At 65.8% G+C, this 23,251-nt stretch carries 19 protein-coding genes; 15 read left to right on the forward strand and 4 right to left on the reverse strand.

From position 1 onward, the window contains the following. The 11 genes from CYD53_RS00005 to CYD53_RS00055 form a co-directional block, all read left to right on the forward strand. Nucleotides 1–200 (forward strand): transposase (locus tag CYD53_RS00005; protein WP_146055777.1); only part of this gene is annotated, 200 nt, incomplete at its 5' end. Nucleotides 201–461: 261 nt separating this feature from the next. Beyond that, the gene (gene tolQ / locus CYD53_RS00010; RefSeq protein WP_069692956.1) at nt 462–1,172 is read left to right on the forward strand and encodes a protein TolQ; all 711 of its coding nucleotides are present in this window, start codon (nt 462–464) and stop codon (nt 1,170–1,172) included. An 11-nt stretch (nt 1,173–1,183) separates the two neighbouring features. After that, on the forward strand, nt 1,184–1,630 hold the full coding sequence (locus CYD53_RS00015) for an ExbD/TolR family protein (protein WP_069692955.1): 447 nt from the start codon (nt 1,184–1,186) through the stop codon (nt 1,628–1,630). A 28-nt stretch (nt 1,631–1,658) separates the two neighbouring features. Continuing rightward, nucleotides 1,659–2,864, forward strand: coding sequence for a cell envelope integrity protein TolA (gene tolA / locus CYD53_RS00020; protein WP_146055778.1), 1,206 nt, complete (start codon nt 1,659–1,661; stop codon nt 2,862–2,864). 41 nt (nt 2,865–2,905) lie between these two features. After that, entirely contained in the window at nt 2,906–4,207 is a 1,302-nt protein-coding gene (gene tolB / locus CYD53_RS00025) for a Tol-Pal system beta propeller repeat protein TolB (protein WP_103716611.1), read from the forward strand. 337 nt (nt 4,208–4,544) lie between these two features. Continuing rightward, nucleotides 4,545–5,051, forward strand: coding sequence for a peptidoglycan-associated lipoprotein Pal (pal, locus tag CYD53_RS00030; RefSeq protein ID WP_103716125.1), 507 nt, complete (start codon nt 4,545–4,547; stop codon nt 5,049–5,051). 128 nt (nt 5,052–5,179) lie between these two features. After that, nucleotides 5,180–6,112, forward strand: a complete 933-nt coding sequence (gene ybgF / locus CYD53_RS00035; RefSeq protein WP_181011651.1) for a tol-pal system protein YbgF — start codon at nt 5,180–5,182, stop codon at nt 6,110–6,112. Nucleotides 6,113–6,168: 56 nt separating this feature from the next. Then, nucleotides 6,169–7,164, forward strand: coding sequence for a tRNA lysidine(34) synthetase TilS (gene tilS / locus CYD53_RS00040; protein WP_146055779.1), 996 nt, complete (start codon nt 6,169–6,171; stop codon nt 7,162–7,164). Nucleotides 7,165–7,274: 110 nt separating this feature from the next. Further along, a complete protein-coding gene (ftsH, locus tag CYD53_RS00045) occupies nt 7,275–9,200 on the forward strand; it encodes an ATP-dependent zinc metalloprotease FtsH (protein WP_103716613.1) in 1,926 nt (641 codons plus the stop codon). 251 nt (nt 9,201–9,451) lie between these two features. Next, complete coding sequence (gene glmM / locus CYD53_RS00050) at nt 9,452–10,795, forward strand: phosphoglucosamine mutase (RefSeq protein WP_103716127.1); 1,344 nt, start codon at nt 9,452–9,454, stop codon at nt 10,793–10,795. A 533-nt stretch (nt 10,796–11,328) separates the two neighbouring features. After that, nucleotides 11,329–12,183 (forward strand): outer membrane protein, encoded by an 855-nt coding sequence (locus tag CYD53_RS00055; protein ID WP_103716128.1) that lies wholly within the window; start codon nt 11,329–11,331, stop codon nt 12,181–12,183. A 99-nt stretch (nt 12,184–12,282) separates the two neighbouring features. On the opposite strand, the gene gpmI is transcribed toward CYD53_RS00055, so the two are convergent. Continuing rightward, nucleotides 12,283–13,797, reverse strand: coding sequence for a 2,3-bisphosphoglycerate-independent phosphoglycerate mutase (gene gpmI / locus CYD53_RS00060; protein WP_103716129.1), 1,515 nt, complete (start codon nt 13,795–13,797; stop codon nt 12,283–12,285). 211 nt (nt 13,798–14,008) lie between these two features. On the opposite strand from gpmI, the gene CYD53_RS00065 reads away from it, so the two are divergent. Next, nucleotides 14,009–14,695 carry a glutathione S-transferase family protein gene (locus CYD53_RS00065; protein WP_103716130.1) on the forward strand — a complete coding sequence of 229 codons (687 nt, stop codon included), beginning with the start codon at nt 14,009–14,011 and terminating at the stop codon, nt 14,693–14,695. A 62-nt stretch (nt 14,696–14,757) separates the two neighbouring features. Here CYD53_RS00065 and CYD53_RS00070 read toward each other — a convergent pair whose 3' ends face one another. Next, nucleotides 14,758–15,345 (reverse strand): dioxygenase family protein, encoded by a 588-nt coding sequence (locus CYD53_RS00070; RefSeq protein ID WP_210202268.1) that lies wholly within the window; start codon nt 15,343–15,345, stop codon nt 14,758–14,760. A gap of 211 nt (nt 15,346–15,556) precedes the next feature. Here CYD53_RS00070 and CYD53_RS00075 point away from each other — a divergent pair, with 211 nt between their 5' ends. Both CYD53_RS00075 and CYD53_RS00080 read left to right on the forward strand, forming a co-directional pair. Next, a complete protein-coding gene (locus tag CYD53_RS00075) occupies nt 15,557–17,230 on the forward strand; it encodes a formate--tetrahydrofolate ligase (protein WP_103716132.1) in 1,674 nt (557 codons plus the stop codon). 163 nt (nt 17,231–17,393) lie between these two features. Further along, complete coding sequence (locus CYD53_RS00080) at nt 17,394–19,172, forward strand: sensor domain-containing diguanylate cyclase (RefSeq protein ID WP_245928011.1); 1,779 nt, start codon at nt 17,394–17,396, stop codon at nt 19,170–19,172. On the opposite strand, the gene CYD53_RS00085 is transcribed toward CYD53_RS00080, so the two are convergent. Continuing rightward, nucleotides 19,173–20,210 (reverse strand): L-idonate 5-dehydrogenase, encoded by a 1,038-nt coding sequence (locus CYD53_RS00085; RefSeq protein WP_103716133.1) that lies wholly within the window; start codon nt 20,208–20,210, stop codon nt 19,173–19,175. 158 nt (nt 20,211–20,368) lie between these two features. Here CYD53_RS00085 and CYD53_RS00090 point away from each other — a divergent pair, with 158 nt between their 5' ends. Further along, nucleotides 20,369–21,136, forward strand: a complete 768-nt coding sequence (locus CYD53_RS00090) for an SDR family NAD(P)-dependent oxidoreductase (protein ID WP_103716134.1) — start codon at nt 20,369–20,371, stop codon at nt 21,134–21,136. A 68-nt stretch (nt 21,137–21,204) separates the two neighbouring features. Here CYD53_RS00090 and CYD53_RS00095 read toward each other — a convergent pair whose 3' ends face one another. Next, nucleotides 21,205–23,214: a hypothetical protein gene (locus CYD53_RS00095; RefSeq protein ID WP_103716135.1), complete on the reverse strand. Its 2,010-nt coding sequence runs from the start codon at nt 23,212–23,214 to the stop codon at nt 21,205–21,207. Nucleotides 23,215–23,251: the final 37 nt, after the last annotated feature.

Raw genomic sequence — 23,251 nt, forward strand, 5'->3', positions numbered from 1 at the left:
CGCTGGCCGTGATCCCCAACAATCCGTCCCGCGCCAAAAAGCACCCGCTCGACCAGCAGCTCTATGCTCAACGTCACCTCGTCGAATGCTGCATCCGCAAACTCAAGCAGTTCCGAAGGGTCGCAACCCGCTTCGAAAAGACCGCCAGGAACTACCTCGCCGTCGTCACTCTCGCCGCAACTGTCTTATGGCTCCGATAAGTGTCCACAGGTCCTAGGCCTGCGCTGGCCGCATGGCGCGTATACCGGGCATTAACCTTGCTGGAGGCTTAACTCGATCCCGAGCATGCGTTTCGCAGGAAACCCCGTTTCGGCCCATCTTTCGCCGGATTTTCAAGCGATTGACGGCACCGGCAGTTCCCCGGATCGCGGATCGGGCGGCGGCGTGGGGTCTCTCGCGACGCGTGCGGCGGGCTTGCGTCGGGAAATCCGGCGCACTCGCTAATGCAGAAGGATGACAGGATGAACCCCGCCGATGTCGCGCAGGCCGCGCCGCAGATCGACATGTCGTTCTGGACGCTGTTCTGGCACGCTCATATCGTCGTCAAGCTGGTGATGTGCGGATTGATCGGCGCCTCGATCTGGTGCTGGTCGATCATTATCGACAAATCGCTGCTCTATCGCCGCACGCGCCGGGACATGGACGCCTTCGAGGAGGGGTTCTGGTCCGGCCGTTCGCTCGAGGAGCTCTACCGCGACCTCTCCAGCAAGCCGGCCAATGACATGGCCGCCGTCTTCGTCGCAGCAATGCGGGAGTGGAAGCGCTCCTTCGAGAATGGCGGGCGCTCGGTCGCCAGCCTGTCGCAGCGCATCGACAAGGTGCTCGACGTCACCATCCAGCGCGAAACCGAGCGGCTCGAATCGAAGCTGCTCGTGCTCTCGACCATCGCCTCCTCGGCGCCCTTCATCGGCCTGTTCGGTACGGTCTGGGGCATCATGCATTCCTTCACCGCCATCGCCGTCTCGAAGAATTCGTCGCTTGCCGTGGTGGCGCCCGGCATCGCCGAGGCGCTGTTTGCCACCGCAATCGGCTTGTTCGCCGCGATTCCGGCACTGATGGCCTATAACAAGCTCCAGGCCGAGGTCGCCAAGGCACAGAACCGGCTGGAGGCCTTCGCCGACGAGTTCTCCGCGATCCTGTCGCGGCAGATCGACGAGCGGCTGGCGGCGTAGGGGCAAACGAAATGGGCATGTCAGCAGCATCCGGCGCGAAGGCCGGGGGGCGACGCGGCCGGCGGGGCCGGCGCCATGGCGCCATCGCCGAGATCAATATGACGCCGTTCATCGACGTCATGCTGGTGTTGCTGATCATCTTCATGGTCGCGGCGCCCCTGATCGCGACCGGTGTACCGCTCGATCTGCCGCAGACCGGCGCCAAGCCGATCAATGTCGACCAGAAGCCGGTCACCATCGCCATCGACAGCAAGGGCCAGATCTTTCTGCAGGACCAGCCGACGCTGGAGCCCGATCTGGTGATGAAGCTGCAGGGCCTGGCCAAGCAGGGCTTCGACGAACGGATCTATGTCCGCGGCGATCGCATGGTCGATTACGGCCGTGTCGCCTCGGTGATGTCGACCATCACATCGGCGGGTTTCAAGCGGGTCGCGCTGGTCACCGAACCGGCGCGGTGAAGACGAGTGCAGTGAGGGTGTTCCAGGCGTGAAGCTTACGACCTCCGAACCGGGCATGATGGTGTCGGCGCTGGGCCACGCGACGTTTCTCGTCGTGGGGCTGCTGGCGTTCGCCTCGCCGGTGCCGCTGCCGGAGAACGAGGAGGCGATCGCCGTCGAGGTGGTCGATCCCAGCGCGCTGAACCAGGTCACGCGCGGCGAACGCAAGGCCGAGAAGGTTCAGGAGCAGCCGATCCAGCGCGCCGAGCGCCAATCCGAGATCGTCGAGCGCAAGGAGGCGGGCGAGGCCAAGCTGGACACGCCCGCGCCGCCGAGCCGGCCGGTGGAGCTCAAGACCGCCGACGACAACGCGGCTGCACCGCTGCCGCCCTCGCGTGCTGCGCTGCTGCCGAAGGCCGAGCCGAAGGTCACGCCGCCGGAGCCGGTGAAGCAGCCGCCGCAGAAGGCCGAGCCCAAGGCGGAGCCGAAACCCGACCTCAAGCGCGAGGAGCTGGCGAAGCTCGCCGAGGACGCCGAGCTCCAATCCAAGGCAAAGCAGGCCGAGGAAGATGCCAAGGCCGCGGCCAAGGCGAAGGCCGAAGCCGAGGCTCAGGCCAAGCAGGAGGCGGCTGCCAAGGCCAAGGCCGAGGCGCAGGCCAAGGCGGAAGCCGCCGAGGCGGCCAAACAGAAGGCCGAAGCCATCGCCAAGGCAAAGGCTGAAGCCGAGGCCAAGGCGAAGATCGTCGCGGCGGCAAAGGCGAAGCAGGAGGCCGAGGCCAAGGCCAAGCGCGAGGCCGAGATCGCCAAGAACTTCAACCCGACCGACATCGCCAAGCTGCTGCAATCGAAGGAGCAGGCGCAATCCTCGGGATCGGCTGCGCCGCAGGTCAACCGTACGGCTTCGCTGGGCACAGAGCGCGGTGCGTCGCAGAAGCTCAGCCCTTCGCTCCGAGCCCAGCTCATCGGTATCATCCAGGACCAGTTGCTGAAGTGCTGGAATGTGCCGATCGCGCTCGCCAACGCCAAGGGCTCGGTGGTGCCTTCCGTGCGGATGAAGCTGAACACGGACGGCTCGCTGGTGGGGCAGCCTGGCGTGGTCAACTCTTCGTCAGATCCGCTGTTCAGGGTGGCGGCCGATTCCGCCCTCACCGCGACCCGCCGCTGCGCGCCTTTGCGCATTCCGGCTCAATTCGCTTCCTATTATGACGACTGGCGCGACGTCGTCGTCAATTTCGACGCAAGGGACGTACTGTGACCCTCATCGACCGCAAAATCCTTTCGCCGGTTGCCAACGGACTGACGCGTCGCGGCGCGCTTGCCCTGGGCGGCGCGGCGTTGCTCGTGCCGGCCGTGGCGAAGGCCGAACTCGTCATCGATCTGCGCGGCGGCTCCTTCCAGCCGCTGCCGATCGCCATTGCCGATTTTGCCGGCGATGGCGGCGTGCTGGTCTCGGGCGTGATCACCAACAACCTCAAGCGCTCCGGCTATTTCACGCCGATCGACAAGAGCCGCCATCCCGACAGGAATCCGCCCTTCGATTCCGTTCCGCAATTCGAGGCCTGGAAGGCGGCGGGCGTCCAGGCGCTGGTGACGGGCCGCGTCTCGCGCGACGGCTCGGGCCGCATCAAGGCCGAATTCCGGCTCTGGGACGTGACCACCGGCACGCAGACCGACGGCCAGCAATATTTCACCGACCCGAGCAATAACCGCCGCGTCGGCCACATCATTTCCGATGCGATCTTCACCAAGGTCACAGGCGTCGGCGGCTTCTTCGACACGCGCGTCGTCTTCGTCGACGAATCCGGGCCGAAGGAGAACCGGCGCAAGCGCCTTGCCATCATGGACCAGGACGGCGCCAATGTGCGCTATCTGACCAATGGCGACGTCTCCGTGGTGACGCCGCGCTACTCGCCGGTGGCCCAGGAGGTCACCTATATGTCGCAGCGCATGGGCGAGCAGCCGCGCGTGCATGTGCTCAACATCGAGACCGGCCAGCGCCAGATCGTCGGCAATTTTCCCGACATGACCTCGAGCCCACGCTTCTCGCCCAATGGCGCGCGCATCGCGCTCTCCCTCCAGCAGGGCGGCAACGCCAATCTCTACGCCATGGATATCGGCTCGCGCACCACGACGCGGTTGACATCGACAGGCGCAATCGACACCTCGCCGTCCTATTCGCCCGACGGCACGCAGATCGTCTTCGAGAGCGACCGCGGCGGCTCGCAGCAGCTCTATCTGATGCCTTCGGGAGGCGGGGAGGGCAAACGCCTCTCCTTCGGCGCGGGCTCCTATTCGCAGCCCTCATGGTCGCCGCGCGGCGATCTGATCGCCTTCACCCGGCGCGGCGCGGGCGGTTTCGCCATCGGCGTGATGCGCCCCGACGGCTCGGGCGAGCGGGTCCTGACCGAGGGCTTCCACAATGAAGCGCCGAACTGGGCGCCTAACGGCCAGTACATCATGTTCTTCCGCGACCCCGGCGGACAATCCGGCGGAAAACTCTACATGGTCGACATCACCGGGCGCGTCGAAGTCCCGGTGCCGACGCCGGCCTTCGCCTCGGACCCGACCTGGTCGCCGCTGCTGACCGCAGGGAAGTAACGCACCTCCTGTCCTGAGCCCTGATCCCGGGGAGCCGCGAGCCCGCGTCTCGAGGGATGGTCAGCCGTCTCGAGAGCCGCGACAGGGATCCTTCGAGACGCTGCCTCGCGGCTCCCCGGGATGGGGCTGCGCAGGATCGAGGGACAGAAGCGATGTATTCGCGCAACACAGTCTGGAAAGCCGCATTTCGCAGTGTTTGGTTAACCATATGCCGCAATGCCGCCACTTCGCCTTGTTTTGGCAAGGTCTCGTTTAGGTTGACGCTTCATTGATGGGCTCCTGTGCAACGCCGTCCGTGAGCCGCGCCCCGCAGATTCGATTGCCCCGGAGTCAAACCATGCTTGCCACTCTTCTTGCCGGCGGCCGCGCCGTCCGCTTCGCCGCCGCGATCGCAGCCTCGCTTGCGCTCGGCGCCTGCGCCAACAACAACCAGAACGCCGACGGTGGTTTCGGTGCCGGCGGCGCCGCCACGCCCGGCAGCGCCCAGGATTTCGTCGTCAATGTCGGCGACCGCGTTTTCTTCGAGACCGACTCGACCGATCTGACGCCGACCGCGACCGCCACGCTCGACAAGCAGTCGGCCTGGCTGCAGCGCTACCCGCGTTACACCTTCGTGGTCGAAGGTCATGCCGACGAGCGCGGCACCCGCGAATACAACTTCTCGCTCTCGGCTCGCCGGGCCCAGACCGTGCGCGACTATCTCGCCTCGCGCGGCATCCAGGGCAACCGCATGCGCATCGTCTCCTACGGCAAGGAGCGCCCGGTCGCTGTCTGCAACGACATCTCGTGCTGGTCGCAGAACCGCCGCTCGGTGACGGTGCTCGACGGGGCCGGCGGCGTCTGATCGTCTCCCAGCATTCCGATCAAGCTCGGGCCGGCGCCTTCCGAAGAGGAAGCCGCCGGCCCTTTCATATTTTGGCCGTGGTGAGGGCGTGTTATAGCGCCCGAACCAAGCGCAACCGGTTGTCGACAATGCTCAAAGACGTCGCTCTTCACCGCAAGGTCCATTCCCTGCTGGTCGTTCTGGCCGCAGGCTGGATGGCATTCGCCCTGGCGGCTCCCGCGCGAGCGCAGGACGCGGCCGAACTCACCGTGCGCACGGCGCGGCTGGAGAACCAGCTGCGTCAGCTCTCCGGGCAGATCGAGCAGCTCCAGTTCGAGAACAAGCGCCTCACCGAGCAATTGCGCAAGTTTCAGGAAGATGTCGATTTCCGCCTGAACGAACGTGGCGGCGGCCGCGCTGGTGGGGCCGCGCCCGCAACGGCGCCGAGCAGCGCCCCTGCAGGCGGCCAGCAGCGCCATCGGCGCGGCGACGCCTTCGATCCCACGACGCAGCAAGGGGCGGCAGGTGCGCCGCGCTCGCTCGGTGGTGGCGTGGAAGGAATCATCGAGGAGGATTTCGCGGGCACGCCCGGTCAGGGACCGCTCGACATCCAGGGCGTAGGCCGCCCGGTGCCGCAAGGCGCCTTGCCTCCAGCAGTTCCGCGTGGGCCCAGCGTGGCCGCGACCGGCGGAGTGACCTCGGCCAAGGAAGCCTATGACATCGCCTACGCCTCGGTGCTGCGCAAGGAATACGAGCAGGCCGAGATGGGCTTCCGCCAGTTCCTGCAGAGCTATCCGCGCGACCGGCTCGCCGCCGACGCGACCTATTGGCTGGGCGAGAGCTATTTCCAGCGCCAGCGCTATCGCGAGGCGGCCGAGCAGTTCCTGAAGATCTCGCGCGAGAACCCGCGTTCCCACAAGGCGCCCGACAGCCTGCTCAGGCTCGGGATGGCTCTGAACGGGCTTGGCGCGCGCGATCAGGCCTGTGCCACCTACGCCAAGGTCGGCGTCGACTATCCCGCCGCCTCCAGCGCGGTGCGTCAGGGCGTCGAGCGCGAGCGCCGCCGCTCCGGTTGCGCTTGAGCGCGCAGCCGGCTCCGGTTGCGGAGCACGAGCCGGTCCTCGCCGGCGAGGCGGAGATGCTATTCGCCGATCTCGCCAATGAACCCAGATTGCTCGTCGCGGTCTCGGGTGGGCCGGATTCGGTCGCGCTGCTGGCTTTGCTTGCTGAATGGGCGGGCCGCCCCGGACGGCCCGAGATCGCTGCCGCAACGATCGATCACGGTCTCCGCGAAGGTTCCGCCGCCGAGGCGCAGGCCGTGGCCCGGCTTTGCGACGGACTCGGCGTTCCTCACGCGCTCCTGCCCTGGCTTGGCCCAAAGCCCGCGACCGGCCTGCAGAACCGGGCGCGAGCTGCGCGCTACCATCTGCTCGCCCGCGAGGCCGAGCGGCGCGGCGGCGCGGTGGTCGTCACCGCCCATACGCTGGACGATCAGGCCGAGACCCTGCTGATGCGCATGGCGCACGGCTCGGGACCAGCCGGGCTTGCCGGCATGCGGGCGCGTAGCCGCCGGGACGGCATCGCGTTGGCGCGGCCGCTGCTGAGCGTCTCCAAGGCGCGGCTTGTTGCGACGGCAGGCGCACGCGGCCTGCGGTTTGCCGCCGATCCGAGCAATCTCGACCCGCGCTTCGAGCGCGTGCGCTGGCGCATGCTGATGCCGGTGCTGTCGGAGGCCGGCCTCGACGCCGATCGCCTGGGGACGCTGGCGACGCGGCTGGCGCGCATGGAGAGGGCGCTGGCGAGCCAGGCCGAGGCGATCTGGCCGGCGATCGTCATGCCCTGCGACGAGGCCGGCGCGGTCAAGCTTGGCTTTACCGCCCTGCTCGCGCATCCCGAGGAGATGGTGTTGCGCCTGCTGGCGCGGGCCGTCGACATCGTCGCGGCCGATGACGACGCGGTGGCGCGGCTGGAGAGGCTTGAAAGCTGCACTTTTGCGTTGATCGAGGCGGCGCGGGCGCGCTTTGCCTTGACACGGACATTGTCGGGGTGCGTGCTGACGCTTGGTCGCGATGGCGTCCTTTGCGTGCGGCGCGAGCCCGTCCGCAAGCGGGGTGTTCACCCTGCGGCGTCATAAGGTCTGGCCGATCGGCCCGTTTCCCTTGGCAAGGGCGTGTGCCGCACCTAGATTAGCCGAGCAAACCCTTGGCCTCCTCCGGAATTCCGGCAGGCCCGATCGGACTGGTGATGAATCCGAACTTCCGTAATTTCGCCCTTTGGGTGGTGATCTTCCTGCTGGTTCTGGCGCTCGTCACGCTCTTCCAGAGCCCAAGCCAGCGCGCCAGCACCAATGAAATTCCCTACAGCCAGCTGATCAACGAATCGGAGGCCGGGCGCATCGCCAATGTCGTGGTCGCCGGCCAGGAGATTTCCGGCACCTTCTCGGATGGCCGCAGCTTCGTGACCTATGCGCCTTATGGCGACCCGGCACTGCTCAAGACCTTGGCCCAGAAGGGCGTTCAGGTCTCGGCACGGGCGCCGTCCGAAGGCACGCCCTGGTTCATGGCGCTGCTGGTGAACTCGCTGCCCTTCGTCATCTTCATCGGCCTGTGGATCTTCATGTCCCGCCAGATGCAGAACGGAGCCGGCAGGGCCATGGGCTTCGGCAAATCCAAGGCGAAGCTCCTGACCGAAGCGCATGGCCGCGTCACCTTCGAGGACGTCGCCGGCATCGACGAGGCCAAGGAAGATCTTCAGGAGATCGTCGAATTCCTGCGTGATCCGCAGAAGTTCCAGCGGCTGGGCGGGCGCATCCCGCGCGGCGTGCTCCTGGTCGGCCCTCCCGGTACCGGCAAGACCTTGACCGCACGCGCCGTCGCCGGCGAGGCGAACGTGCCGTTCTTCACCATCTCGGGGTCCGACTTCGTCGAGATGTTCGTGGGCGTCGGCGCGAGCCGTGTGCGCGACATGTTCGAGCAGGCCAAGAAGAACTCGCCCTGCATCATCTTCATCGACGAGATCGACGCGGTCGGCCGCCATCGCGGCGCCGGCCTCGGCGGCGGCAATGACGAGCGCGAGCAGACGCTGAATCAGCTCCTCGTCGAGATGGACGGCTTCGAGGCGAATGAGGGCGTGATCATCATCGCCGCCACCAACCGTCCCGACGTGCTCGACCCCGCATTGCTGCGTCCGGGCCGTTTCGACCGCCAGATCGTCGTGCCGAACCCCGATGTCGCCGGTCGCGAGAAGATCCTGCGCGTCCATGTCCGCAAGGTGCCGATGGCGCCGGATGTCGACCTCAAGATTCTGGCCCGCGGCACGCCCGGCTTCTCCGGCGCCGACCTGATGAACCTCGTCAACGAGGCGGCGCTGCTCGCGGCCCGTCGCGGCAAGCGCATGGTCACCCATGGCGAGTTCGAGGACGCCAAGGACAAGGTCATGATGGGCGCCGAGCGCAAATCCATGGCGATGTCCGAGGAAGAGAAGAAGCTGACCGCCTATCACGAGGCGGGCCACGCCATCGTCGGCCTTTACGTTCCCGCCGGCATCCCGGTCCATAAGGCGACGATCATCCCGCGCGGTCGTGCGCTCGGCATGGTCAAGTTCCTGCCGGAGGGCGACCGCTACTCGATGAAGTTCAAGGAATTCACCTCGCAGCTTGCGGTCGCCATGGGCGGGCGTGTGGCGGAGGAGATGACCTTCGGCATGGAGAACGTCACCTCGGGCGCGACCGGCGACATCCAGCAGGCGACCAAGATGGCCAAGGCCATGGTCACCCAGATGGGCTATTCCGAAGAGCTCGGCCTGGTCGCTTATGGCGACAATCAGGAGGAGGTTTTCCTCGGCATGTCGATGGGCCGGACCCAGAACTTGTCGGAGGCGACCGCGCAGAAGATCGATAGCGAGGTCCGCAAGCTCGTCCATCAGGGCTATCTCGACGCCAAGGCGATCCTGACCGAGCACCATGAACAGTTCGTCGAGGTGGCCGAGGCGCTGCTCGAATTCGAGACGCTGACCGGCGATGAGATCCGCGACCTGATCGCCGGCAAGCGTCCGGTGCGTGAGACTGACGACACCCCGCATGCACCGCGCGGTTCGGCGGTTCCCAGCGCTGGCCGTGGCCGCAAGCGCGGCGAACCCGACGCCGGGCTGGAACCGCAGCCGCAGATCTGAAGGCCAGGTCCTCTTGAGATTGGAAAAGGCGGCCGTATCGGCCGCCTTTTTCTTGTGAGCCGTAGTTTTCTCTTCTCGGACCGATGCAGTGGTCGAGTGTAGCTGCCCGATCGCAGTCAGTGGCAGCGTCTTGCGTCCGCTCCGCTTCGCGGTCGGATAGGATTCGTCACAATTCGTGAGAAGGCGGAAACCAATTCCGGCTATAGAAGGAAGCCGGATCGAGCCTGCGGGCTCGTGTGGACAGAGCAAACATGACACGCAAATATTTCGGAACCGACGGCATTCGCGGGCGCGCCAACGGCGTCATCACGCCCGACCTCGCCTTGAAAGTCGGCCAGGCGACCGGCATTGCCTTTCATCGCGGTGAACATCGCCACCGCGTCGTCATCGGCAAGGATACGCGGCTCTCGGGCTATATGATCGAATACGCCATGGTTGCGGGCTTCACCTCCGTGGGCATGGACGTGATGCTGCTCGGCCCGATGCCGACGCCGGCTGTGGCGATGCTGACGCGCTCGATGCGTGCCGATCTCGGCGTCATGATCTCGGCTTCGCACAATCCCTATGAGGATAACGGCATCAAGCTGTTCGGCCCCGACGGCCACAAGCTCAATGACGAGGTCGAGGCCGAGATCTCGGCCCTGCTCGATTCCGATCTGTCGCCGCGGCTCTCGACCTCGCCGATGCTTGGCCGGGCCAAGCGCATCGAGAGCGCCCATGCCCGCTATATCGAGTTCGCCAAACGCACGCTGCCGCGCAATATGAGCCTGGAGGGCCTGCGGATCGTGGTCGATTGCGCCAATGGTGCCGCCTACAAAGTCGCCCCCGAAGCGCTTTGGGAGCTTGGGGCGGAGGTCATCGCGATCGGCGTCGAACCGGACGGGCTGAACATCAACAAGGATGTCGGTTCGACCCATCCTGCCGCCTTGATCCAGAAGGTGCGGGAATTGCGCGCCGATGTCGGCATTGCGCTCGACGGCGATGCCGACCGCGTGTTGATCGTCGATGAGCAAGGGCAGGTCGTCGATGGCGATCAGCTCATGGCGGTGATCGCGCGCAGCTGGCAGGAGGATGGGCGGCTGTCGCAGCCCGGCATCGTCGCGACGGTGATGTCCAATCTCGGCCTAGAGCGCTATCTCGGCGGCCTCGGCCTGTCATTGGCACGGACCTCGGTGGGCGACCGTTATGTGCTCGAGCACATGCGCGCCCATGGCTTCAATGTCGGCGGCGAGCAGTCCGGCCACATCATCCTCTCCGATCACGGGACGACGGGCGATGGGCTGGTCGCTGCGCTGCAGCTTCTTGCCGTGGTGAAGCGCCAGGACAAGCCGGTCTCGGAGGTCTGCCACTGCTTCGAGCCGCTGCCGCAGATCCTGAAGAATGTCCGCTACAAGCAGGGCCAGCCGCTCAAGGAGAAGCCCGTCGTCAGCGCCATCGAGGCGGCGACGCAATTGCTCGGCGCGGGCGGCCGGCTCGTCATCCGCCCGTCGGGCACCGAACCGGTGATCCGGGTGATGGCGGAGGGAGATGACGCCGACCTCGTCATGCGCGCGGTCGACGATGTCGTCGAGGCCGTGACGAAGGCGGCGGCTTAACGGCAGTTCGGCGCTGTTGCTAATCCTCGGAACGGCTACGCCATCCCGGACAAGCGGCCTTGGGGTCCGGCCTGCGTCCTGTCCGAGGACGCAAGTTCCGGGAGCCATCGGAGGGCATCATTCTCGGGCTTGTGCGCCTTGAGAATCTCATGACCGGAGCGCTCTGGTTTACGAGGTGGTCGGGTCAAGCCCGACCATGACGCCCGCCGTCGTTCCAGGTCTGCGCTTCGCTGCGCCTGGAATGACGATAGGTTTCCCCGACAGGACAGCCGAAAAGGCTGTGTGGTCAGACAGCCGTGAAGGTCACGCTCCAAGTTATTTCATTCCGCCGCGTCAGGTGAGCGGATTGGCTGGCCGTTAACCCGAACCCCGTCACGGTTAGGAATTCGGTAAGTATTGAGGCGTGCTTCATTCTTTTTTGAGGTTAAGCGTTAGGGTTAAGTCTCGTTTAAGAAATCCCTGCCAATGTCCTTCCCATCGGTAACTCGCGCGAGCTGCGTTCCTTGCGTCGCGCAAACTCGAAGGACACTGCCATGGGCAGCCTGAAAATCCTTGCGCTGGCAGGCGTCATGGCTGTCAGCGCCTCCGCGCTCGCAACCGCTGCCGATTACATGCCGGCTCCGCCGCCGCCGCCCGAGCCGCTCGGCCTCAAAGGCTCGATCTCGAGCGGGGTCTATCTGCGCGGCGATATCGGCGTCGGCTATCAGTCGGTCAGCAAGTATCATCAGGACGATGTCGCGACCTATGGCGGCAGCTTCTTCGGAGCGGCCGAGGGCAACCACGCGGTCTTCGGCGGGCTCGGCATCGGCTACCGCTTCAACAACTGGTTCCGGGTCGATGCGACCGGTGAATATCGCGGCGGCTCGACGATCGGCACCAACGACATCATCTACAATCCCTTCGCAGGGGTGAACCAGACGAACACCTACAAGGGCAACCTGTCCTCGATGGTGGCCCTGTTCAACGGCTATGTCGATCTGGGAACCTGGAACTGCCTGACGCCCTATATCGGCGCCGGTATCGGCTATGCCTCGAACAGGATCACGGGCCTGACCGATCAGGGCATCGTCGGCATTTCGCCGACGCTCGGCACGGCGGCCAGCGGCACCAAATCGGGCCTTGCCTGGGCGCTGATGGCCGGCGTCGGCTACGAGGTGAACAAGAACCTCACCCTCGAAATCGGCTATCGCTACCTCAATCTCGGCGATGCCCGCTCCGGCTCGATCAACAACGCCTTCCTCGCCGAGAGCTATGCGCCGCTCAAGGCCAAGGACATCGACAGCCACGATTTCCGGATCGGCATGCGCTGGAATTTCGGCGAATCGGATTGCTGCGGCCCGGTCGAGCGTCCGGTGGCCTATGCGCAGCCGACCGTGCGCAAATACTGAGAGCCGGCAAAATCCCGCATTGTGGCGGCGCGGACCTCCGGTCCGCGCCGTTTTTGTTTCGGGCTCCCGCCGTCAGCGCATTGCGCGATGCGACGTGATCTAGCGCAGCAGCGAGCGGCCCGTCATCTCGGCCGGCTGCGGCAGGCCGATCAGGGCAAGCAGCGTCGGGGCGATATCGGCGAGGCGGCCTTCGGCCAGGGCCATCGCGCCGCCGCCGACCAGCATGATCGGCACGGGATTGGTGGTGTGGGCGGTATGCGGCTCCCCTGTCACCGGATCGACCATCAATTCGCAATTGCCATGATCGGCGGTGACGATGAGCGAACCGCCTGCTGCCATGATCGCGTCGGCGATGCGGCCGAGGCCGGCATCCACCGTCTCGACGGCCTTGATCGCGGCTGAGAGCACGCCGGTATGGCCGACCATGTCGGGGTTGGCGAAGTTCAGCACGACAAGATCATAAGCGCCGGACTGGATCGCCTCGACCGCCCGCTGAGTCAGTTCCGGCGCCGACATCTCGGGCTGCAAATCATAGGTCGCGACCTTGGGGGAGGGCACCATGACGCGGTCCTCGCCCGGATAGGGCGTTTCCTCGCCGCCATTGAAGAAATAGGTGACATGCGGGTATTTCTCGGTCTCGGCCATGCGGATCTGTGTCATCCCGGCCCTGGCGATCGTCTCGCCGAGGCCGTTGGCGAGCGTCTGCGGGGCGAATAGCGCCGGCATCAGCGGGTCGAGCTCCGCGCTGTAGGAGGTCATGCTGACAGCCTTGACGAGCACGGGGCGGCGCGGGCGCGCGAAGCCCGTGAATTCGGGCTGAAGCACCGCCCCGAGAATCTCGCGAATCCGGTCCGAGCGAAAATTGAAGCTGAGCAGCCCGTCTCCGTCCTGCATGCCGCTATAGCCTGCGATCACGGCAGGCTTGATGAACTCGTCGGTCGTGCCTTGCGCATAGGCGCTGGCGATGGCGGCCTGCGCATCGGCGAAGGCTTGGCCCTCGCCGAGGACCGTGGCGCGCCAGGCCTGCTCGACCCGTTCCCAGCGGTTGTCGCGGTCCATCGCGAAATAGCGGCCCGAGAGCGTCGCGATCACGGCCTGCGGCGGCAGCGCGGCGCTGAAGGCTGCGACATAGTCGGCAGCCGATTGCGGAGGGGTGTCGCGGCCGTCCGTGAAGATATGGACGCGAACCGGGATACCATGCCCGACCAGGATTTGCGCCAGCGCGACGGCGTGGTCCTGATGCGCATGGACGCCGCCGGGCGAGACCAGCCCGAGCAGATGGCAAGCACCGCCGCTGGCCTTCAGCGCCGCGATCAGGCCCGTGCCGTCGAGGGCGCGTGCGATCGAGCCGTCCGTGATCGCCTGGTTGATGCGCGGCAGGTCCTGCATCACCACGCGACCGGCGCCGAGATTGAGGTGGCCGACCTCCGAGTTGCCCATCTGGCCGCTGGGCAGGCCGACATCGAGGCCCGAGGTCTTGAGGGTGGCGTGCGGGGAGGCGGCCCAGAGCCTGTCGAAATTCGGCGTGTTGGCGAGGCGGACGGCGTTGTTCTCACCCTCCCCGCGGCAGCCCCAGCCATCGAGGATCATCAGCATCACGGGGCGTTTGGGCATGGGCTGTCCTTCAGGCGTGGTTTCGGAGCAGGGGAGGGCGATAGCACGACCAGGTGTCGCGAGCGAGGCGGCGCGCGCCTGCGCTTGATGCATCAAGGGAGTCTACGCATTCTTGATGGGCGGAGAGGCTGACAGCCGCCTATGCTGCGCGCTGTTCTCGACGCCCCTTCAAGAGCGGGCGCATGGGGACCCTCAGCCAAGGAGATGATGCGTGATCCAGTTCTATTATCACCCCTCGCCGAATCCCGCGAAGATCGCCCTGTTCCTGGAAGAGGCCGGTCTGCCCTATGAACTCGTGCCGGTCGACACCCGCAAGGGCGAGCAGTTCAAGCCGGAATTCCTGGCGATCAACCCCAACGCCAAGACGCCGGCATTGACCGATGGCGATGTCGCCATTTTCGACAGCAATGCGATCCTGCTCTACCTCGCCGAGAAGACCGGCCAGTTCCTGCCGGAGAACACGCCGAAGGCGCGCGGCGAGATGCTGTCCTGGCTGATGTTCGTGGCGACCGGCATCGGCCCCTATTGCGGCCAGGCGGTGCATTTCAGCCGATTCGCGCCGGAAAAAATTCCCTATGCGATCAACCGCTATGCCCGCGAGGCCGAGCGGCATTGGGGCATCCTCGACGCACAGCTTGGCAAGCATCGCTACATGCTGGGCGACGCCTATACGCTGATCGACATGTCGGTCTGGGGCTGGGCGACGCGGGCGCAGTTCGCGCTTGGCGACGAAGCCTTTGGCAAGCTGCCAAACGTCAAGCGCCATCTCGACGAGATCTCGGCGCGCCCGGCGGCCCAGCGCGCTACGGCGCTGAAGGACAAGTTCGCCTTCAAGACCGAGTTCGACGACGAGGCGCGCAAATTCCTGTTTCCGCAGAACGCGCATCTGGTGGCGTGAGCCAACGCGCTTTCTGAGCCAAGCCGCTTCCTGAGCAACTGCGGCCCGGCGGATCCTCCGCGTCAGGCCGCGAGTACGAAATCGAAGCGGCCCAGCTTTCCGCCCTCGGCTGCGCGGATCTGCATCAGGAGCGACTTGTCGTAGATGCCGTCCCCGGCATTGGCGGGCTCGTCTGGGAAATAGAGTTGCGTCGTCAGTACGGGGCCGGTGCCGGCACGCAGCTTGACATGGAAATGCCGCGTCCGGCCCGGATAGAGTCCCGGAATGCGCGTGATGAACTGGTAGCGCCCCTGCTCGTCGGTGAACTGATGGCCGCGAAAGCGGAAGCCGGAATTGTCGTAGTCGCCGCTGTCATTGGCGTGCCAGAGATCGACCAGCGCCCCGCTGAAGGGGCGGCATTGCCGGGTCAGGACGAAGCCGGACAAGGCCAGGATGTCGCCGGGGCCGTCCCCGCGCAGATCGCGCTTCAACGGGGATGAGGGGACAAAATAAGGTCCCTCCGTCTGCCGTTTCGTCGCTGCGGCCGGCGCGCCGCAGGCGGGCGTGAGCGGCAATTCGGCCTCTTGCGCCATGGCAAGGCGCGGCAATGCCAAAGCGGCGAACCCGGCCGCGGAGAGGCTGGCTGCAACGAGATCGCGTCTGCTGATCATGATGTCGGCTCCGGTTGGAGTTCGTCGTCTAGCTCATCAAGGCGGCCGAAAGCCGGCGCCTGCTTGTCTGCGTTTTTCTCAACTCCGCTGCGCTCGACGGCGCCCCTGACTTGCAGGAAAGCAGTGGCAGCGCGGCGGGTTTCGCGGCAGTGTCGCAGCGACGATTCCGCGCCCGCCGCTTCAGGCTCCGGCGCGCTGCCATGAGGATGGAATGCCGACCGATATCGAAATTGCGCGCGCGGCGAGGCTGAAGCCGATCGCAGCCATCGCCGACAGAGCCGGCATTCCCCAGGAGGCGCTCAACCCCTACGGCAAGTTCATCGCCAAGGTCGATACATCAGCCATTCCCGATTTCGCGAGCAAGCCCGATGGCAAGCTGATCCTGGTCACGGCGATCAGCCCGACGCCGGCGGGCGAGGGCAAGACGACGACGACGGTGGGACTCGGCGACGGGCTTTCGCGCATCGGCCGGAACACCATGATCGCGCTGCGTGAACCTTCGCTGGGCCCCTGCTTCGGGGTGAAGGGCGGCGCTGCTGGCGGCGGCTATGCCCAGGTCGTGCCGATGGAGCAGATCAACCTGCACTTCACCGGCGATTTCCACGCCATCACCAGCGCGCACAACCTGCTCGCGGCGATGATCGACAATCATGTCTATTGGGGCAACGCGCTCGGGCTCGACACCCGCTACATCGCCTGGCGGCGGGTGATGGACATGAACGACCGGGCCTTGCGCTCGACGGTCTCCTCGCTCGGCGGGGCCAGCAACGGCTTTCCGCGCGAGGACGGCTTCGACATCACCGTCGCCTCCGAGGTGATGGCGATCTTCTGTCTGGCGAAGGATCTGCCTGATCTGGAGGAACGGCTTGGCCGGATCGTGATTGGCCGCACGCGCGACAAGCGCCCGGTCACGGCAGCCGAGCTCAAGGCGACAGGCGCAATGAGCGTGCTGCTCAAGGATGCCGTGATGCCCAATCTGGTGCAGACGCTGGAGGGCACGCCGGCCTTCGTCCATGGCGGCCCCTTCGCCAATATCGCCCATGGCTGCAATTCGGTGATCGCAACGCGGGCTGCGCTCAAGCTCGCCGATTATGTCGTAACGGAAGCCGGCTTCGGCGCCGATCTCGGGGCCGAGAAGTTCTTCGACATCAAATGCCGCAAGGCCGGTCTCAAGCCTGCAGCTGCCGTCGTGGTGGCGACCGTGCGCGCCTTGAAGATGCATGGCGGCCTGGCCAAGGACAGCCTGGCCAGGGAGGATCTCGCAGCGCTGGAGGCGGGGCTCGCCAATCTGGCGCGGCATGTCGAGAACATCCGTAAATTCGGCGTGCCGCCGATCGTGGCGATCAATAACTTCACCAGCGACACGGCGGCCGAGCATGACCTGATCCGCAGCTTCTGCCGCAACCATCTTGGCGTCGAGGCGGTGATCTGCCGCCACTGGGCGGAAGGCGGAGCCGGCACCGAGGAGCTGGCGAACAAGGTCGTGGCATTGGCGGAGGGGGGCGAGGCCGATTTCGCTCCGCTCTATCCCGATGTCATGCCGCTCTGGGACAAGCTCGAGACGGTCGCGCGCGAGATTTATGGCGCCGCCGGGCTCGTCGCCGACGCCAAGGTGCGCGCGCGCTTTGCCGAGCTGGAGGGCGCCGGACACGGGGCGCTGCCGGTCTGCGTGGCGAAGACGCAGTATTCCTTCTCGGCCGACCCGACGCTGCGCGGCGCGCCCTCCGGCCATATGGTGCCGGTGCGCGAGCTCAGGCTCTCGGCCGGTGCAGGCTTCGTCGTCGCGATCTGCGGAGACATCATGACGATGCCCGGCCTGCCCCGTGAGCCCGCAGCCGAGCGCATCCATATCGATGCGAACGGGCAGATCGAAGGGCTGTTCTAGAGCAGGATGCCAGACGGGATCACCCCGTGATTCCATCTGAAATCATCCGGCGCTGACGGATACCGGTCGCGCCTTTACGTCATGCCGGAGTAGCGGGCGGAATTGTTGCCGAATCAGCTTGGTCTGTTGTCTTGCTTCTCCAGCAGGGAGCAAGCCGGAGACCATGCTCACGATGCACGCCAATCGTGTCCGCCTCTTCTTCCTGTCGAGCTTGAAGGGCCGGGTCCTGGTCCTGACCTTGATGGCGCTGCTGGCTGTCGCCGTTCCCTCCGCGATCGCCTTTTCCTGGATCGTCAACCTCACCGTGGTGAAGCTCGGCACGCTTTTCGCCGAGAAGCAGATCCTGTTCGATCGCTATCGCGGGCTGGAATCGCTGATGCGGGAGGTCTCGCTGGCGGAAACCGTCGCGCGTTCACCCGCAATTCTTGCATGGGCGCAGGACGAGGGCGATCCGGCCAAGGCGCAGCGCGGCCTTGCCGAGCTCGAGCACTACCGGCTGTCCTTCAAGGACAAGAGCTATTTCATGGTGATCGGCAGGTCGGGGAATTATTACTTCAACGACAAGGACAACAGCTATCAGAACGACCGCAAGCGCTACACGCTCTCGCGCGAAAACCCGCGCGACGGCTGGTACTACAAGACGGAGGCGCTTGGTTCGGGCTGTCATCTCAATGTCGACCATGATGACAATCTGCAAGTCACCAAGGTCTGGATAAACTGCGTCATCCGCCAGGGCGAGCATGTGCTCGGCATCATCGGGACCGGCGTGGACCTGAGCCAGTTCATCCGTGAGGTCGTCGATATCCCGCAGACCGGCGTGCAGAGCATGTTCGTCGACCGCAACGGCGCGGTGCAGGCGCATCGCGACCCGCGCCTCGTCGACTTCCACAGCCTGACCAAGGATCTCAAGGCCAAGAAGACGGTGTTCCTGCTGCTGGATGACGAGGAGGACCGCGCCGCGCTGTCGCTGATGATGGCGCAGGTTTCACGCGGGGATGCGCTGGTACAGTCGCGCTTCATGCGCGTGGACGGGCACAAGACGCTGGTTGGCGTCGGGTATCTCGACCGTCTCGGCTGGTTCAACATCACGCTGATGGATGTCGACGCGATCATCGACCGACGCCTCTTCGCGCCGATCGCGGTGTTGCTGGCCGCGATCCTGCTCGTCGCGGCGGCGCTGATGACCTATCTGTTCAAGCGCAGCGTGCTCGACCGGCTGGCCCGGGTCGAGACCTCGGTCAACAATGTCAGGGGCGGGGCTTTCACGGCGGTGGCGGCCGACACTGCGCAAGACGAGATCGGCCGCCTGTCGCGCGCGCTCGACGAGATGGCGCGGGCCGTCGGCGACAATACCGACCGTCTCGAGGCGATGGTGCGCGAGCGCACCGAGACATTGGAGCGGCTGGCCCATGCCGATCCGCTGACGGGCGTGCTCAACCGACGTGGTTTCGAGGATGCGTTCGCACGCGAACAGAATCGCGCAGGCAGGACGGGGCGGCAATCGGGTCTCGTGCTGGTCGATCTGGATCTGTTCAAGTCGATCAACGACAAGCATGGTCATCAGGCAGGCGACAAGGCGATCATCGAGATTGTCGGGAGGCTATCGGCCGTGCTGCGCAGTTACGACATCTGCGCGCGCTGGGGCGGGGACGAGTTCTTCCTGCTCATCGCGGAATGCGATCTCGGTGCATTGTCGAGCATCGCGTCGAAGCTGGTGAGCGTCGTTGCGCGGGAGCCGGTACGCCTGGCCGACGGAACCGAGATCGCGATGACCGTCAGCGTCGGAGCCTGCCTCGTCTCTTCCAGCCAGAGTTTTCAGGCGGCGGCCGCGCAGGCCGATGCCGCCCTCTACGCGGCAAAACATGACGGGCGTGGCACCTTCGCCATCTACGATGCAGCCCGCCATGGGCGGCCCGGAAGGCCGACTCTGCGGCTCGGCTGATCAGCCGAAGGCGAGTTGCACCTTCATCGCCTTCGACTTGTCGGCGGCGAGATCGAAAGCCTCGATCGCGCGTTCGACCGGGATCGAGGCCGTCAGCAGCGGCGAGAGGTCGATGTGGCCTGAGCCGATCATCGCCACCGCCCAGTCGAACTCCTCATGGAAGCGGAAGGAGCCGCGCAGATCGAACTCCTTGGCGACGAGCACATTCATCGGCAAGGTGAAATTGCCGCCGACGCCGATCTGCACGATGGTGCCGCCCGAGCGCACCACGTCGAAGGCGCCCGTCAGCGCGTGCTGATTGCCGGAGGCCTCGAACATCACGTCGAAGGCGCCCTTCTGCGCACAGTATTCCACCTTCAGCCGCTCCGGCTCAGCCATGACGTTGATTGCGGCGGTCGCGCCCATCTTCAGCGCTGTCGGCAAGGGGCCATCGACCACATCGGTCGCGACGATCTCGGAGGCTCCCGCCGCCTTGGCCGCAACCACAGCCAGAACGCCGATCGGGCCCGAGCCCGTCACCAGCACGCGCTTGCCGAGCAACGGGCCGGCACGCTTGGCGGCATGCAGGCAGACCGAGAGAGGCTCGGCGAAGGCGGCCATGGCCGCGCTGACGCCTGCTGCGACCTTTACCGCCTGGCGCTCCTCGACGACGAGGATGTCGCGGAACCCGCCCTGGACATGGGGAAAGCGCATCGCCGAGCCGTAGAACAGCATGTCGGTGCAGTGTTGCTGCTGACCCATCTGGCAATAGCGGCAGCGCCCGCAGGCGCGGCTGGGATTGACCGCGACGCGGTCGCCGGGCTTGACGCGCGAAACCTCGCCGCCCACGGCCTCGACCGTGCCGGCGATCTCATGGCCCAGGATCATCGGTTCCCTGATGCGGATCGTGCCGAAACCGCCATGCAGGTAATAGTGCAGGTCGGAGCCGCAGATGCCGCCGGCCTCGATGCGCACGCGGACGTCGAGCGGCCCGAGCGCCGGCGCTGTCGTTTCCTCGACGCGCAGATCCTTCTCGGCATGGATGACGACGGCGCGCATGGCGTTCTCCCGGCGCAGGACTTGGGGATATGCGAGACTTGGCGATCTCGGCCCAGCTTACGATTGTCTAATCGATTGAAAGATGCTTACCGAAATCGGGCCCGCGCTGGCAAACGCAAACTGCGCAGGTCAGACGCGCCGCAACCGGAGATCCACCGATGTCGCTTTCGCTGTTCAGCCTCGCGGGCAAGATCGCCCTGATCACCGGCTCCGGCCAGGGTATCGGACTGGCGCTTGCAGAGGGTTTGTCGGAAGCCGGCGCGCATGTCGTGCTCAACGGCCGCGACAAGGCCAAGCTGGAAGCGGCGGCTAAGACGATCTCGGCTGCCGGCCGCAAGGTCTCGGTCGCCGCCTTCGACGTCACGGATCAGGCGACTGTCGAAGCCGGCGTCGCGACGATCGAGGCCGAGATCGGGCCGATCGACATCCTGATCAACAATGCCGGCATGCAGAAGCGCGCCCCCTTCACCGAGTTCCCGGTCGAGGGCTGGCACGAGGTCATGGCGACGAACCTGCATTCGGTGTTCTACGTCACGCAAGCCGTGACCAAGCGCATGGTCCCGCGCAAGCGCGGCAAGATCATCAGCATCGGCTCGGTGATGAGCGAGCTCGGCCGCGCCACGATCATTCCCTACACCGCCTCCAAGGGGGCGGTGAAGATGATGACGCGGGGCCTGGCCGCCGAGCTCGGCAAGCACAACATCCAGGCCAACGCGATCGGGCCGGGCTATTTCACCACCGAGATCAACAAGGCGCTGATCGCCGACGAGGCGTTCTCGGCCTGGGTGAGCAGCCGCACGCCGGCCGGCCGCTGGGGGGAGACGAAGGAGCTGGTGGGCGCCGCGATCTTCCTGTCCTCGGCCGCGTCGGACTATGTCAACGGCCACCTCCTGATGGTCGATGGCGGGCTGACGGCGGTGGTGTGACGGCGTCCTGATGGAGTTCAGGGCATTGCTCCAGCGAAGAACCGGTACCCGCTTCTTCGCGCAAGGCTCTAGGGTCGCGGCGCCCGCGGGTTCGGGTGCCCGTCGATGCGCATCTGGAAGAGGAAATAGGTCGGCGAACAGAAGCCGTAATCCTTGACCCTATCGGCCGCGCCGGGGACATCGTCGGGCATCGCCTGGCACATGTAATCCTCACGGCAGAAGCGCGTCGCGCTGCAGGTGCCGCGATTGCCGCGCGTGACGGATTGGGCGAGGCAGGCGTCGAAATTATTGGTCGCGACGCAGTCGTCGAAGGCCTTGCCGCCGGCGAGGCCGCAAATCTCGTCGGGCGTCCTGCCGCCCGTAAAGCCTGCGAAATTCTTGTCGGCGGCGTTGCATTGGCGATAGGCCATGCCGCCGGGCACGCCGATCTTGGCCGGCCGGCAATTGAAGCTGTCCCGAGAGAAGGTCCTGGCGAAGGCGCCGAACTGTCCGGTCAGCTTGTAGGAGTCGAGATAGGGCTTGCCGATGACCGTCGTGATTGCGCCGGAGAGGCAGGGCTGGCCTGAAAAATTGCGAGCCTCCTCCAGCTTCAGGCATTGGCCGAGCTCGGTGCCGACGGACGGGTTGGCGATGATCGCCTTGCAGGTCGAGCCGCTGCCGCAGGTCCAGTTCTCGCCGAAGGCCGGGCGGGCTGTATCGGTGAGGCACGGCATCGTCAGTCCGGCAGTGCGATAGCTGAACGGCGTGCCGGGCTGCCAGCTGGCGGGCGGCGCGAAGGAGAGCGGACGATAGCGGTCGGGTTCGCGGCCTGCCGCCATCGCCTCGATATAGGCCGCGCGGCGGATGGTCTCGGCGTGGAAATGCGGGGAGACACCGGTCTTGATCCGGTTCAATGGCGATGTGGTCGCATCGTCGAGCCCAAACATATGGAAGCCGGCCGTCGCATTGGCCTGATGGCAGCCCATGCAGGTGCCGTTGTCCAAGCGCTCGATGACGCCGCGCGCCGTGCGGACCAGGCGTGTCGCGCCCAGATCCAGGCCGGCCAGCGCGCCGACCGGCAGGATTTCGGTGAAGGGGTGGTTGGCAAGGCGGGCACTGCCGAAGGTCGAGTACGAGATCGCCTTCGTTGCCAGAAAGCGGGTCGGCAGCAGGTAGACGCCCTGGTCGATCGCCGGAACATGGTCCCGGACATAGTCGACGAGGTCCTTGCGTAGGGCGGCGTCGGCTTTCAGGCGAGGAATGTCGGGGGTGTTCTCGAGCGGCTTAGGCGAGAGCGTCAGGGCGCTATCCTGTCTCGCGGCGGCGAAGACCCGCAGCAGATAGGCGGCCTGACCGCCGAATTGCGTTTCCATGCCGGAGGGAAAGCGCACGATCTGCGCATTGATCTCGACCTGTTTCAGGCTCAGCCGGGCCCGCGCGAGGGGGCCGTCGATGATCGCCTTGGCGCTCACGGCAGTCTCCGTGTTCGCCTGCTGGGACAGCCAGAGCGCGGCCGTATCGTTGCAGGTCTCGCCGGGCAAAGCGGCGGTCGTGAAGACGGCGTTCAGCGTGAAAGGCAGGCGCGAGGCGAGCTGGCGCTTCAGCTGCCTATCCTCGAACGCGTAGGCGAGGCGATAGATCAGCCGAACCTCGCCGCAGCCGGTCTCGCCGCCCAGGCTGGCGAAATCGCGCCGGTCGAGCCGGTTGACGACGGCGCTCAGCCGGAACTGCGCGATCGGCGAATTCAGCCAGCCGAGATCGATGACGCGGCCGACATTGCCGTCGGTGACTTCGAACAGCTTGCGTCCATTGGCGGCCATCTCGGCGCGCAGGCCCGAGACGTCGTCGCGGACATGGCTCGCGATGATGCGGAAGGCTGCGCTGGCGCGCGTGAGATCAGCGGTCGAGGAGGCCTGCGCCTGTCCGAGGATCGCGCCGAGCGAAAAGCCCGCGGCTTCGATCTGCCGCAAGGTCGCGACGTCCTGGACGTCGGTCAGCACAGGTCGGCGACTGGCGGGCTGCTGTGCCGATAGCTCGATGGTCGCCGTTGCCAGAGCGAGCGAGGCGAGGGTGATCCTGAGGCCAGCCGACCAGCGCATCCGCTCTCTCCGCACTGAGGCGCCGTCTCGCTATGAT

This window comes from Allobosea psychrotolerans, from assembly GCF_002917105.1.
Lineage (GTDB): Bacteria > Pseudomonadota > Alphaproteobacteria > Rhizobiales > Beijerinckiaceae > Allobosea > Allobosea psychrotolerans.

Excerpts from the sequence above, each read along its gene's own strand:
- gpmI (WP_103716129.1), bottom strand. The coding sequence starts at position 13,797 with ATGCCCAAACGCCCCGTGATGCTGATGATCCTCGATGGCTGGGGCTGC.
- CYD53_RS00070 (WP_210202268.1), bottom strand. The coding sequence starts at position 15,345 with ATGATCAGCAGACGCGATCTCGTTGCAGCCAGCCTCTCCGCGGCCGGG.
- ftsH (WP_103716613.1), top strand. The coding sequence starts at position 7,275 with ATGAATCCGAACTTCCGTAATTTCGCCCTTTGGGTGGTGATCTTCCTG.
- CYD53_RS00015 (WP_069692955.1), top strand. The coding sequence starts at position 1,184 with ATGGGCATGTCAGCAGCATCCGGCGCGAAGGCCGGGGGGCGACGCGGC.
- CYD53_RS00080 (WP_245928011.1), top strand. The coding sequence starts at position 17,394 with ATGCTCACGATGCACGCCAATCGTGTCCGCCTCTTCTTCCTGTCGAGC.
- CYD53_RS00075 (WP_103716132.1), top strand. The coding sequence starts at position 15,557 with ATGCCGACCGATATCGAAATTGCGCGCGCGGCGAGGCTGAAGCCGATC.
- pal (WP_103716125.1), top strand. The coding sequence starts at position 4,545 with ATGCTTGCCACTCTTCTTGCCGGCGGCCGCGCCGTCCGCTTCGCCGCC.
- CYD53_RS00090 (WP_103716134.1), top strand. The coding sequence starts at position 20,369 with ATGTCGCTTTCGCTGTTCAGCCTCGCGGGCAAGATCGCCCTGATCACC.
- ybgF (WP_181011651.1), top strand. The coding sequence starts at position 5,180 with ATGCTCAAAGACGTCGCTCTTCACCGCAAGGTCCATTCCCTGCTGGTC.
- tolQ (WP_069692956.1), top strand. The coding sequence starts at position 462 with ATGAACCCCGCCGATGTCGCGCAGGCCGCGCCGCAGATCGACATGTCG.
- CYD53_RS00095 (WP_103716135.1), bottom strand. The coding sequence starts at position 23,214 with ATGCGCTGGTCGGCTGGCCTCAGGATCACCCTCGCCTCGCTCGCTCTG.
- glmM (WP_103716127.1), top strand. The coding sequence starts at position 9,452 with ATGACACGCAAATATTTCGGAACCGACGGCATTCGCGGGCGCGCCAAC.
- tilS (WP_146055779.1), top strand. The coding sequence starts at position 6,169 with ATGCTATTCGCCGATCTCGCCAATGAACCCAGATTGCTCGTCGCGGTC.
- CYD53_RS00055 (WP_103716128.1), top strand. The coding sequence starts at position 11,329 with ATGGGCAGCCTGAAAATCCTTGCGCTGGCAGGCGTCATGGCTGTCAGC.
- CYD53_RS00085 (WP_103716133.1), bottom strand. The coding sequence starts at position 20,210 with ATGCGCGCCGTCGTCATCCATGCCGAGAAGGATCTGCGCGTCGAGGAA.